Origin of the sequence: Azomonas agilis, from assembly GCF_007830255.1 — a bacterium.
GTDB classification, from domain to species: domain Bacteria; phylum Pseudomonadota; class Gammaproteobacteria; order Pseudomonadales; family Pseudomonadaceae; genus Azomonas; species Azomonas agilis.
Genome location: NZ_VLKG01000017.1, coordinates 25535 through 35749, shown reverse-complemented (window position 1 = coordinate 35749; position 10215 = coordinate 25535). Strand labels below are relative to the sequence as shown.

Annotated in this window: 18 protein-coding genes; 3 read left to right on the top strand and 15 right to left on the bottom strand. The window is 52.1% G+C overall.

Annotation, left to right across the window (positions count from 1 at the left end; translation table 11 throughout):
• The 10 genes from LX59_RS15190 to LX59_RS15140 form a co-directional block, all read right to left on the bottom strand.
• Window positions 1-302, bottom strand: a 302-nt coding sequence (locus LX59_RS15190; protein ID WP_144573318.1) for a hypothetical protein, incomplete at its 3' end; no start/stop codon positions are given.
• The gene (locus tag LX59_RS15185) at window positions 299-805 is read right to left on the bottom strand and encodes a glycoside hydrolase family protein (protein WP_144573317.1); all 507 of its coding nucleotides are present in this window, start codon (window positions 803-805) and stop codon (window positions 299-301) included. The genes LX59_RS15190 and LX59_RS15185, both read right to left, overlap by 4 nt.
• The gene (locus LX59_RS15180; protein WP_144573316.1) at window positions 802-1053 is read right to left on the bottom strand and encodes an HP1 family phage holin; all 252 of its coding nucleotides are present in this window, start codon (window positions 1051-1053) and stop codon (window positions 802-804) included. Before LX59_RS15180 ends, LX59_RS15185 begins: the two co-directional genes overlap by 4 nt.
• A 92-nt stretch (window positions 1054-1145) precedes the next feature.
• Window positions 1146-1817 carry a phage adaptor protein gene (locus LX59_RS15175; RefSeq protein ID WP_144573315.1) on the bottom strand — a complete coding sequence of 224 codons (672 nt, stop codon included), beginning with the start codon at window positions 1815-1817 and terminating at the stop codon, window positions 1146-1148.
• Between the two features lie 2 nt (window positions 1818-1819).
• Window positions 1820-2251, bottom strand: a complete 432-nt coding sequence (locus LX59_RS15170; protein ID WP_144573314.1) for a hypothetical protein — start codon at window positions 2249-2251, stop codon at window positions 1820-1822.
• Between the two features lie 44 nt (window positions 2252-2295).
• Window positions 2296-2775: a hypothetical protein gene (locus LX59_RS15165; protein ID WP_144573313.1), complete on the bottom strand. Its 480-nt coding sequence runs from the start codon at window positions 2773-2775 to the stop codon at window positions 2296-2298.
• Window positions 2775-4064: a phage capsid family protein gene (locus LX59_RS15160; protein WP_144573312.1), complete on the bottom strand. Its 1290-nt coding sequence runs from the start codon at window positions 4062-4064 to the stop codon at window positions 2775-2777. Before LX59_RS15160 ends, LX59_RS15165 begins: the two co-directional genes overlap by 1 nt.
• Before the next feature lie 25 nt (window positions 4065-4089).
• Window positions 4090-5121, bottom strand: a complete 1032-nt coding sequence (locus LX59_RS15155) for a hypothetical protein (RefSeq protein WP_144573311.1) — start codon at window positions 5119-5121, stop codon at window positions 4090-4092.
• A 143-nt stretch (window positions 5122-5264) separates the two neighbouring features.
• Window positions 5265-6182 (bottom strand): BRO-N domain-containing protein, encoded by a 918-nt coding sequence (locus tag LX59_RS15670; RefSeq protein WP_170234395.1) that lies wholly within the window; start codon window positions 6180-6182, stop codon window positions 5265-5267.
• 364 nt (window positions 6183-6546) lie between these two features.
• Window positions 6547-6816: a hypothetical protein gene (locus tag LX59_RS15140; protein WP_144573310.1), complete on the bottom strand. Its 270-nt coding sequence runs from the start codon at window positions 6814-6816 to the stop codon at window positions 6547-6549.
• Window positions 6817-7071: 255 nt separating this feature from the next.
• Here LX59_RS15140 and LX59_RS15135 point away from each other — a divergent pair, with 255 nt between their 5' ends.
• From LX59_RS15135 to LX59_RS15125, 3 genes are read left to right on the top strand one after another with little or no spacing between them, the layout of a single operon-like run.
• Window positions 7072-7359 carry a BrnT family toxin gene (locus LX59_RS15135; protein WP_144573309.1) on the top strand — a complete coding sequence of 96 codons (288 nt, stop codon included), beginning with the start codon at window positions 7072-7074 and terminating at the stop codon, window positions 7357-7359.
• Entirely contained in the window at window positions 7331-7630 is a 300-nt protein-coding gene (locus LX59_RS15130; RefSeq protein ID WP_144573308.1) for a BrnA antitoxin family protein, read from the top strand. The genes LX59_RS15135 and LX59_RS15130 overlap by 29 nt, the downstream gene beginning before the upstream one ends.
• A gap of 21 nt (window positions 7631-7651) precedes the next feature.
• Window positions 7652-7936 carry an addiction module antidote protein gene (locus LX59_RS15125; RefSeq protein ID WP_144573307.1) on the top strand — a complete coding sequence of 95 codons (285 nt, stop codon included), beginning with the start codon at window positions 7652-7654 and terminating at the stop codon, window positions 7934-7936.
• Window positions 7937-7941: 5 nt separating this feature from the next.
• Here LX59_RS15125 and LX59_RS15120 read toward each other — a convergent pair whose 3' ends face one another.
• The 5 genes from LX59_RS15120 to LX59_RS15100 form a co-directional block, all read right to left on the bottom strand.
• Window positions 7942-8613: a hypothetical protein gene (locus tag LX59_RS15120; protein WP_246118783.1), complete on the bottom strand. Its 672-nt coding sequence runs from the start codon at window positions 8611-8613 to the stop codon at window positions 7942-7944.
• A gap of 101 nt (window positions 8614-8714) precedes the next feature.
• Complete coding sequence (locus LX59_RS15115) at window positions 8715-8999, bottom strand: hypothetical protein (protein ID WP_144573305.1); 285 nt, start codon at window positions 8997-8999, stop codon at window positions 8715-8717.
• A 6-nt stretch (window positions 9000-9005) separates the two neighbouring features.
• A complete protein-coding gene (locus LX59_RS15110; protein ID WP_144573304.1) occupies window positions 9006-9551 on the bottom strand; it encodes a type IV toxin-antitoxin system AbiEi family antitoxin domain-containing protein in 546 nt (181 codons plus the stop codon).
• A 22-nt stretch (window positions 9552-9573) separates the two neighbouring features.
• A complete protein-coding gene (locus LX59_RS15105) occupies window positions 9574-9936 on the bottom strand; it encodes a RusA family crossover junction endodeoxyribonuclease (RefSeq protein ID WP_144573303.1) in 363 nt (120 codons plus the stop codon).
• The gene (locus tag LX59_RS15100) at window positions 9933-10154 is read right to left on the bottom strand and encodes a hypothetical protein (protein ID WP_144573302.1); all 222 of its coding nucleotides are present in this window, start codon (window positions 10152-10154) and stop codon (window positions 9933-9935) included. The genes LX59_RS15105 and LX59_RS15100 overlap by 4 nt, the downstream gene beginning before the upstream one ends.
• Window positions 10155-10215 lie beyond the last annotated feature (61 nt).

Genomic DNA, 10215 nt, shown 5'->3' with positions numbered 1-10215 from the left:
GCGCGGGCGGTATTGAGCTGCTGCATCCAGCTAGCAGGAATCCGGCAATCAGCAGGCATAGGCTCTTTGGTAATTTCATGGCGAGTTTTCTGATAAATCGTGGTGTTGGTGACGCGGATTTGGCTAATGGCAGCCAGCGTCTTATCCGTGATCTCAGCAATGAGCTGGCGGTCGTGCGCTTGCTGCTCCAGTTGGTGACGCAAAGCTAAGGCGGCATCGCTCTCCACCTTCCAGCTTTTAAGCGTCCAGCCTGCCCCCACAAGGGCCAACGCCACAGAGAGATACAAGCCAAGACGCATCATGGCTGAGCGCTCAAACAGGTTTTATGCCGCTCAAGCTGGCGTGTCCAAACACCGGCACAGCGTTTGTTTCCGGGTGTGGAGCAGTCGTAGCCGCCGGAGTATTTGTACAGCAGCAGTGCATCACAGGCGGCTCGGTAGTTACCCGCCTGTAACCCTTTACGCATACTGGATTTATTCCACGCCCCTATGCCGTACTGGTACACCCAATCCATGTAGAGGTCGTATTCGGCTTGGAATAACGCCACCTTGGGCAAGGATTTACGAAACAGCGCTTCCTCTTGGCTGATATGGGCCTGAGCTTTAATCAAAGCCCGCACCGGCGTGGTGGTATCCCCCAGCTTTACTGGCTGTCCGCTTTCGTGGAAGGTGCTGCCAAAACCCACCGTAGGCCGGTCGTTTTGAGTCGGGATAACAGCCTTGTCGGTATAGCCTTCGTCTTGTAGCAACCCGACAAAGGCCATTGCTGAGAGTGATAGGCTCGCTGCTAAGATCCGGGCCTTCATGGAGATACCTCCCCTTTTAGCTGCTGCTTTTTAAGGTCATGCAGCTCCTGTTCCCGTTGATCTCTGCGTAGCTTGAAGTAGTAGTCCTGACGACTGCACCGCCAGCGAAAGTAATGGTTGACCAGATAGGTACCAATGGCCGTTAAGATGCCGACCAATATCCCCCAGTCGGTCAGAGTCATCGCGGACAGGATTGATAAAGCGCCACCCCCATAGCTGAGGGTTGAAGGTAGTTTTTCGGGAAGCATGACTCACCCATCCAATTAAAGATGGGCATAGTGTTCAAGTTGCCAGCAATACAGCCAAACCTTACAGGGGTTAGCTTAAATTGCTCCTTAACTCACACCCAATAGCAAGTATTGTGCTGAGGGATATCCTGTCGGGTGCTGCGCTTAAGATCGCAATCAGGACGCTCACCAAAGTATTTCGAGAACGAGCGCTCCGCCAAAGCCGACCGATCCAAATCCATAGTTTCGGAGTCCGGTAGCTCATAGGCCTTATGCAAAGCCCAATCGACAAGCTGGGGGTGATGGGCGCTATGCAGTTCTGGCTCTGCGTACTCCCCGCAAGACGATAAAGGACGCAATGGCAGGCGATAACACTCTAGGCGCAACACGCCATCAGCATCTGGCACCATGGCAAGGCGCAGGCGCTTATCTGTCTGAATAGCCGCAGTGACTCTCCCCTCTTTAGAACGCCAGCCGATCCCAAGTTGGGCATCCATCTCTTCAGCGCCCATCAACGCAATCGGACGAACCTCAGAACCATCATCAAAGGATAGATAGGTAATCTCCAGTACCGAGGGGTGCAGATCATAGATTGCCTGGCCGGCCTGTACCGAAATCTCACATACCGCCGCATCACTGGACTCATGAATCAACCGGCCACGGATACAGGCTTCGGATTCAGCCCCATCCAGCCAGCACTTGACCAGATCATCCGCCCACAAGTAAGGCTGGATCGTGTCCCGTGTGGTATTCCTGAAATCAGCTATCAGTTCTTTGAGGGTCATGATTAAGGAACCCCATACTGATCAACAAACCCAGTCACCTGATCGCGCAGCTTTTCAACACTGAGCCGCTTATTCAGATCCTGCCGGTAATGAATCTTGGCAAACTCAGCCAGAGCCTCCTTGTCCATGTGGCTGATCTGATCGCGCAGGTCTTGCAACTGGCTCAAGGCTTCCTGCTGTTCAGCCTCCCTTTGAGCAGCCACATCCAATAATGCCGCTGTGTCATCCGTAGGCTCTGGAATGGGCTCAATCGGCACCGCCTCAAGGACGCGCTCAAACACATCCGTGTGTTTCAACAGCTTCTTGGCCAAATCGGGTGGAACACAGCGCACCTGTCCCGGTATAAAGCTCAGCCCCGATTTATAGGCCCGCTCCATAAAGGAGTCGCGCTTGCCGGTATAGCGCACACCTACCGTATTTTGAGTCTGACTCATGGAGATCATCCAGTATGGCCGGGGCCGAAACCCCGGCTATAGGGTTACTTAGGCCCGGTCAACTCACCGGAAACAATCACATCCAGCCGCGCCGCTTTGGCATTGGCGGCTCCACCTGTGATGAGCACCAGATTGGCATCCTTGGCCAAAATCACGGGCGCTTTAGCCGTAGCAGCCCGCAATCGTGCCGCTGTGCTTAATACCAAGCCACTGCCAAAGTAAGCGGCATCCTGCGCCACCTCGTCATCATCCACACCATCCGCGTACTCAAAGCCGATTGAACCGGTGACTGAGGCAGTAAAGGTGGTTGAGATGATGATCTGAGCATCACTCAAACGCATACCGGCAGGTAGGACACCCAACACTACCTTGTCACCACTGGCCAAGGCGGCGGCTGAGTTGGCATCCTCAGCACCACCGGCGCTGTTGGTGGTCAGCTTAAAGTGCAGCTCCGTGAGGTTGCCAAAGGGCGACACGCCCCCGAACTGGCGCTTACCCAACTGATTCAGGGTTACGGTAGCCATTATTTACCTGCTCCAATGATGGGTACGGCGGTATCAATCACGGTCACACCGTAATCGGTGATTTCTTTGCCTAAGCCGGTATCCACCTCATAGCGGATCTTGGATACACCGCGAATGGTGCCAATCAGCAGCTCCATCTTGTCGCCGTGATCCAGCTCCTTTTCACTCCAGAAGAAGGGAATGCCGGACAGATTGGAGGAAGCAAAAGCCTCGGCCACAGCTTGGCCACCGAGTAAAATGGCGCGATCCACCGCGAAGTTAGTACCAAAACCCGCAGGTACCACACAGGAGGACTCGGTTTCAGAGTCAAAGCTGGCGCAATACTTAATCGTGCTGCCCGCATAGAACCGAATCGGCTTGGGCATTTTCACAATCAGGATGCCGTTCCACAGACCCGCCTCGCCCATAAACAAAGGATGCTGACCGGCTTGAGAGGCACGTGCCATAGCGGAGGACTGCATGGCCCGGAAATTAGAATCAGTCACAAAGCTGCTGTACTGAGCTGGAGACACCAAGAGCACCCGAATGGGCGAATCACTGGCCATCTTGTCGCCTTCAAACATCACGCAAGGCGGCGGCAGTGCGATCTGCTCCATCACAGTACGGATGGAATCCACCGTATCCATACTCAGTAAATCGGTGGTAGTCATATCCAGCTCGCCGCCGCTGACCGTAAACGGCTTAATGGCATCGCCATCAGCAATGTAATGGCGGTTCTTGGTTGGAGCTTTGATCGGGTTAACCATGATCTCAGCAAACTGAGGATCGTTGGCCGTTGGCACTACCCACTCAATGTTGCTGTGAAACCCCCGCGCACCGGCCATATGAACCAACAGTGATTGATCGGTATAACGATCCATCAGGTTCTGCGCCACCGGACGACCTAGATTACGGAAATCCACCGGGCTACGAATACTGGTCATGGTATTGCCCAGATCAATCGGGAAGCGTGCTTGATTCACCCGCAAGCGATCTTCCGACAGGTTCATACCGATACCACGGCCTTCCGCGTAATTGCTGCCCATAATCGGCTTACCACCGACCGGATTCAGCAAATGAAAGGTCACTTCATCACCCGTGCTCTTACCCAAGTCTTGGCAGCGCACAATAGGCATATGCTGGGTAGTTTGCTTGCGTAAAGTCGCCTCAGCACCCGCTGTACCCTTGGGCATCTTGCCGGACAGTCGATTGAGCGTGGTATTGCGCTGCATGTGCATAGCAAACAGGCCAGCGGCCTGCTGCACCATATTCGTTTTATTACCGTATGCGGCATTCGTTTTACTGGACATGGATCATCCTCAGCAGAGCTGATGGTTAAAGTTGATTAAGCAATGCGTTGATTTGCTCAGGAGACTTGCCGTCAAAGGCATCCATCAGCTGAACGCCACCCATACTGCGCAGTGCCTCATTGGGATCAGTGGCCGGACGAGCGCCCGGAATATCAGACAGGCTGTTGGGTACGGCAGGCTTGGCTTGCTGCACCTTGGTAGCAGCGGCGGCTTTCAAAGCATCAAGGTTATCTGTCTGGGGTTGAGCCGCCTGAGCCGGAGCAATGCCCAACTCCTGCTTAAACCGATCCAGAAGATTGACCACCTGAGCGGCTGATCCATTACTGATGACGTTCTGGTAGGTCTCTTGCAGATAGTCAGGCTGAGCATTCAGCCAATCATTCAGCTCCTTGCTGTCCGCAATCTGGCCTGCATCCGGGTGTTTCTCCAGGATAGCCTGATGGTGGGACTGGTTCGCCTGAGCGATGCGCTGTTCCTCAATGGGAACAACCTTGGACTCCAGATCATCCACACGGGCTAACTTAGTCTCCAGTTGATTGAAACGGCCCATCATTTCTGCGCGGAACGCTTCATTAGAGCGCCGATTCAATTCAGCTAAACCCTTCGCCATAGCTTCTTCAGAAAAGTCGCCAAACAAGGAAGCATCTGCGCCTTGCTCAATGGCCTGCGCGGTGGCTTGGGCTGTAGTGCTGGACTGCTGCTCTGGTGAACTCGCACCTTGCGCAGATTGCTGGGCTGCTTTTAGCTCTGCCAGCTCACGCGCCATAGCCTCATTCTGCGATTGCAGCGACTGAGCCTTAAGTTCATGGTCCTGAGCCAGCTTCTGGTAATCCGGTGTGAATTGAGGTGGCTGGCCTTCGGTCGCTGGATTAGGTGTGGTGGTCGCTGACGGATCAGGATTAGAACCGGGCTGTGGCTCGACAGGATCAACATCAGCCGAAGCAGTAGCAGCAATAGGTTCATCAGACAGCTCCAGAAAATGAGCGGCCTGTTCAGGTGTCAGGTCACCGTTTACAGAATTAAGGTATTCAAACTGGGCATTATTGGCGGTACTCATGGCTCCCCCGCAGGTTGAGTGTCAACGCTGGGGAGAGTTTGAGAGGGAGCGAGGGGTAAACGGAAACCCTACAGGGGGTGAGTAAAAATCCGGGAAAATCCCGGATTTAAATAGTGAAGTTAGGGGCCTATTTCAGCGAAAACTTAACCTCGGATATCCTGAGCGTGGCCCGAAGTCCAAATAGGTTGACTGTGATCACCAGCCGCTGCCAAATTCAAACGCCCGTCAAAAGCTTTACGCCGACGAGCCGCTTGCTCCATCTGTGGCCCGAAACGCTCATGCAGGTGGGCTACTGCTTCACGACATTCGCCTAAGCACTTGCGAACATTCATGGTTAAGGGCGCTCGCAGGGTTTCAAAAACGGGCTTAAGTTTCTCACCCACATAGACAAGTTCTAGCGTGTCGATGCAGAACACATAGAGCATCGCCAGATCCAACTCATTCAAGGTTGGGTTGATGGTGGGTTCTTTCCCCAGCCACTCCCCTTCATGCACGTTGTAAGCCGCGATGAAATTCCGCGCGCTATCAAGCTGAGTAGCGGGAATATCCTCAGCGCTCACTACGCTAAACGCCTTATGTACCTGTGACCAAACGTGCATCTTGGCGCGCTGACGGGCTTTGGTTGGCAGATGCCGGAGTTTACCGTCCAGTACGGCGGCGAGGCAGTGAAAACCATCCGTGCCGATGGTGGAGTTCAGCAAAGTATCCATCTTGCCGCTGGTATCTTCATAGCGGCCATGTTTGCGGATGGCGGGGAGGACTTCTCCAGCCAGCCACATTTGGAAGGGCAAGGCTTTGGGTTTATCGCTACGGCCAATGAAAAAATACAGCCCTTGCTCTGAGAGCATCAGTAATTTCTGGCTTCCGCCAAGGGTGTGAATCTGATTCACACCCTTCCACTGAGCTGGAACATGGTCAATTAGTTTGGCTGGACTACTTGATCTCGCGTAATCAAGTGCATAAATGACATCCTTAGCAACAAACCAAGGTTGATCATCAATAATCAGAGTGCGTACTTCAACTTTTCCAAAGTTGAAAGGAATTACTTGAGCGGCTTGCATAATAAAACTCCTTTACTGGTTGGAGTTCGCCGCCGCTGTGACCAAACATTGGTGGCGAACTGTGCGCAGGTTGGTCAACCGGGAGTAAAGGAACCCGGCAGGCACGAATGCCTCCCGCGCACAGCCTGCCATAACACGGGCACAAAAAAACGCCTTACGGCGCTGTGCGCCTTTACTGTTCCGGGTGACCAAACCCGACCGCTGGATTTACAGCGGCGGGGGTACTATCAGGGATTGAGGGGTGGGTGTCAATTTGTTTGGTATTTGCCTAATCTTCACCAAGAGAGATTAGCCTGCCCTCTGTCAGAATCACAGAGGGCAGGGATATAGGAGTGGGAAAGGATAAATGTCTAAAAAACAAGTATCACAGTGTGTTTTCTATAACCTCTGCCCCAGAAACATTGGTTTCTTTATGGTTTACGAAACCTTCGGGATACTCCCAAAATATGTGAGTTACCTCAATAAGACTCCCGCAATTCTCACACTCAATTTCAACTGTTCCAGAGTAAGTCAACTCTGGCCCCATATCCCTTTCATCGGAATCTACGCATTCGAACTCAAATTCATTAATCTGAATTTCGAATACTGCTTGACATTCCTCACATTGAACTTTAATTCTTTGCGCAGTCGCCATAAACACCCCCAGTAGCTATGCCAGTAATAAAGACATTTACCTACCCTTAAGCAGGCTGCCACTAAGTAAGGGGCTAATTTTGTATTTCAAGCCCCGTTTGAAATTAATTTATGCTGCAATATCACCCTCCTTCTGCCGTTACCTTAATATCATCCTAACCAGCTCGTGGGACGAACCCAAAGCCCGATAGATTGATGCACCACCCTGCAACCCCGTAGGGTTAATCTTTGCCCTGAATTTAGGTATGCCTCCTGTATGGGAACCGAGGTTGAATACGACCCTCAAAAAAATGAGCGCAATATCCAAGAGCGTGGCATCTCATTCGAGCAGGTCAAATACTTTGAATGGTCTAGCGCCTTAATGAAAAAAGACGACAGGGCCAACTATGGTGAGGATCGTTATCAAGCTTTGGGCCTTGTAGAAGGCCGCTTACACATGCTGGTCTTTACACCACGCGGCAGTGCCGTGCGGGTTATCAGCTTCAGGAAAGCCAACAAACGCGAGGTTAAGGCTTATGAGCAAGCAAAACTCGGTACATCCTGAGCAAGCAGATACTGAAAATCCTGAATGGACGGATGAGGACTTCAAGCAAGCGGTTCCTGCCTCAGATATGCTGGCCAGCATTTTTGGCACACAGGTCGCCCAAAAAATGCTGCAAGAAGAAGCCTCCGAGCCTCAGCAAACCGTCCGCGTGTCTTCAGAGGTTGTAGCAGCTTTTCGTATCCGGCAAGGCCAAGACTGGGAAGCCCAAATCAATAAGGTGCTCAAAGAGTGGCTTAAACAGCATCCGGCGGAATCAGGGCGGCAACGTTAAGCCACTTTGAGCACTGCAACCATGACCGAGAAATTTTCCCGTTACGACGCGGCTGATCATTTACGCACTGAAGAAGAAATTACCCTGTACCTTGAGGCCGTCATGGAAGAAGGTGATCCCGCTCTAATTGCTGCGGCTCTGGGTGACGTAGCGCGCGCCCGTAACATGAGCCAGCTTGCCCGTGATACCGGCATGACGCGCGAAGGTCTGTATAAGGCGCTCTCTGGTGAGGGTAATCCCAGCTTTGCCACCGTGATGAAGGTGGCGCACGCACTGGGGCTAAAACTTACATTTCAGCCTGCTTAATCTCCTCAAAGCTCTGGATCTTCCGCCACAACCCCAAACGAGCTGCGATTGCCGCCTGATATCTTGTTCAGGAGACTGGCTAAGGCATCGGCTGGGGCTTCTGCTTCGTCCTTCATACCGAAGGCTTGGCGCTCCAAATCAATCGTGATCCGCATTGAGTCAGCCAGCATTTTCAGAGTTTTGGCGCGCTCCGGTAGGCTAATAAGCTTGTGGTACAGATCGTTTAGCTTGTCCTGTGCCTTGTTATCCTCCGAGCGCATTAAGTCACCGAGCTGCTGCAAAAGAGCAACATTCTCGGCTCCAGTTTGGCATTCAAGCTCCGCAAGTAGAGCCATAGTTACTAAACGGCTGCGCTGGATATCATGCCTTTGACCAAGCCGAACCTCTGTAATTTTAGTTGCCGCGCTTTCAATAATTTCTTTGTCGCGCTTAATGGTTTCGGGCGTAACCTTGTCCGTAACCATCGCTTCCGTAACCATGACGTTAGATCTTGCCATGATCTTTGCGGATAGATTGCGCGGAATCCCTTGCTTACTAAAGTGCCTCGTGATCGCTGCATGAGATACAGGGTCTCCGGTTTCCTCCGTGTACAAAGCGGCAAGCTGACGTGGACTCAAAAGTCCTGCGCGCCAGCCTGCCTCAATTCGCTCGTAATCAATGCGTTTTTTTGCAGACACAATAGATGCTCCCTTGCTTACTAATTAGCTCCTCCACACATGCCCGACTAAACATTGTCGATGACAAAGAAGGCATAGGCAGCGGAATTACTCCTGCTTGCTCACAAACCTCCCTTAGCCTCAATGACGCTTGCGCTGCCATCTGAGTGATACATCACGATGTCAGCCCGCCCATACTTAAATACATGCTCAAGTACGATCTTGCACTCCCGTGTTGCCGGAATTCGATCCTCATAATTTCCTACACGATGAAAACCTAGAAAATCCTGAACCAAATCCTTTTCTGTTCCACGCGGGATTTCTCTTTCACTTGCAATTAGCTTGATAGCTTCTAGGATCAGTCCACGGTAATTTATCTTGCGCTTGTCTTGCTCTTTATCTGCCATCAACCACTACTCCCCAAACCCAAGTTCCGGCTGAGGCAAATTACGCTCAACTTTGGCCACACGCCGCTGTAACTCTTTGACCGTACCGGACACGCCTAAACCACTCTCAGCAACTGAGGCAGTACGCTCCAACTTAAGCATGCGCATTGATAGCTCTCCCACCAGTATCGCGGCCTGATGCCCAAGCTCTATAGCGGCAAACTGTTGGCCTGCACCGGCAGTCAGCTCACCAAGGGCACGACTCTCGGCAGGACTCAGCGTGATGACATGATCGTCGCCTATTTCGAGCTTGACCCAACCACCGGGAATGATGGTTTTACTGATCGGGCGATTAGGGCGCACATCAGGGCGTGGAATATAAACCCCACGCTGTACCCTGATAATCTCCCCTTCATCGACCAGTAGAGACAGGCTGCTGTCTATCGGCCCATAGTTAAGCCCAAGGTACTCATGCAGCGTCTCACGAGTCACGATCTGCTCCTGAGCATGCAGCTCCTTAACCGCATCCAGTACAACCTGTTGCTTGGTAGACCGCTCTAACTCTTTAGACACTGATTACCTCCTGCTAAAACTCTTAAGCCAAGCCTTCAACACAAACCACCCTTACCCGCACTTCGCCGCCTTTAACGGGTTTCCCCATCGTCAGCACATAGGTCTTAAACGCTGAGTCATCAATCTTTATTGCATCAGCAATCCCATCAATACCGCTCTTGATCGAGGCCAACCGATTATCAACATCGAACCGCCCTCGACTGGGCGGACAGAACTCAACATGCACCGCCATATCCTTAGTTACTCCAAACATCCCAGCCTGAAGCGCCAGTGCAAACGCCTGTTTCCTGTAGCGCCTAACAGCCTGACTCTTCTTCGTCCAATGCACACGGGAATTGGGGTTTAGCTCTGTAGGTGGCCAAGGAAGAATGACTTCGTTACTCATCTGCTCGCCCTCTTCTTCAATGCCTGCCTTACCTGATCAGCAAGCTCAGGAGTTAGCTTTTCCAAGTCAGTCCGTACAAACGCCTGCCAATCACTGATTTTCATGGTTTTGGCACTCATCTCATGCCGCAGCCTGCATGCAATCAGGTCGGCATTGATCCTCTGCTGTTCCTCTATCGGTAACAGGGCCAGATTTAAGGGTTTCGGCTGTTCGTTCATTAATCAGGCCCAAGGCTAAAAGCTGCTGAATCGTCTCTAACAACAGTTCCTGTCTAACCTC

Coding starts and splice junctions, on each gene's coding strand:
- LX59_RS15185 (WP_144573317.1), bottom strand. CDS start 805: ATGAAGGCCCGGATCTTAGCAGCGAGCCTATCACTCTCAGCAATGGCC.
- LX59_RS15180 (WP_144573316.1), bottom strand. CDS start 1,053: ATGCTTCCCGAAAAACTACCTTCAACCCTCAGCTATGGGGGTGGCGCT.
- LX59_RS15175 (WP_144573315.1), bottom strand. CDS start 1,817: ATGACCCTCAAAGAACTGATAGCTGATTTCAGGAATACCACACGGGAC.
- LX59_RS15170 (WP_144573314.1), bottom strand. CDS start 2,251: ATGAGTCAGACTCAAAATACGGTAGGTGTGCGCTATACCGGCAAGCGC.
- LX59_RS15165 (WP_144573313.1), bottom strand. CDS start 2,775: ATGGCTACCGTAACCCTGAATCAGTTGGGTAAGCGCCAGTTCGGGGGC.
- LX59_RS15160 (WP_144573312.1), bottom strand. CDS start 4,064: ATGTCCAGTAAAACGAATGCCGCATACGGTAATAAAACGAATATGGTG.
- LX59_RS15155 (WP_144573311.1), bottom strand. CDS start 5,121: ATGAGTACCGCCAATAATGCCCAGTTTGAATACCTTAATTCTGTAAAC.
- LX59_RS15670 (WP_170234395.1), bottom strand. CDS start 6,182: ATGCAAGCCGCTCAAGTAATTCCTTTCAACTTTGGAAAAGTTGAAGTA.
- LX59_RS15140 (WP_144573310.1), bottom strand. CDS start 6,816: ATGGCGACTGCGCAAAGAATTAAAGTTCAATGTGAGGAATGTCAAGCA.
- LX59_RS15135 (WP_144573309.1), top strand. CDS start 7,072: ATGGGAACCGAGGTTGAATACGACCCTCAAAAAAATGAGCGCAATATC.
- LX59_RS15130 (WP_144573308.1), top strand. CDS start 7,331: ATGAGCAAGCAAAACTCGGTACATCCTGAGCAAGCAGATACTGAAAAT.
- LX59_RS15125 (WP_144573307.1), top strand. CDS start 7,652: ATGACCGAGAAATTTTCCCGTTACGACGCGGCTGATCATTTACGCACT.
- LX59_RS15115 (WP_144573305.1), bottom strand. CDS start 8,999: ATGGCAGATAAAGAGCAAGACAAGCGCAAGATAAATTACCGTGGACTG.
- LX59_RS15105 (WP_144573303.1), bottom strand. CDS start 9,936: ATGAGTAACGAAGTCATTCTTCCTTGGCCACCTACAGAGCTAAACCCC.
- LX59_RS15100 (WP_144573302.1), bottom strand. CDS start 10,154: ATGAACGAACAGCCGAAACCCTTAAATCTGGCCCTGTTACCGATAGAG.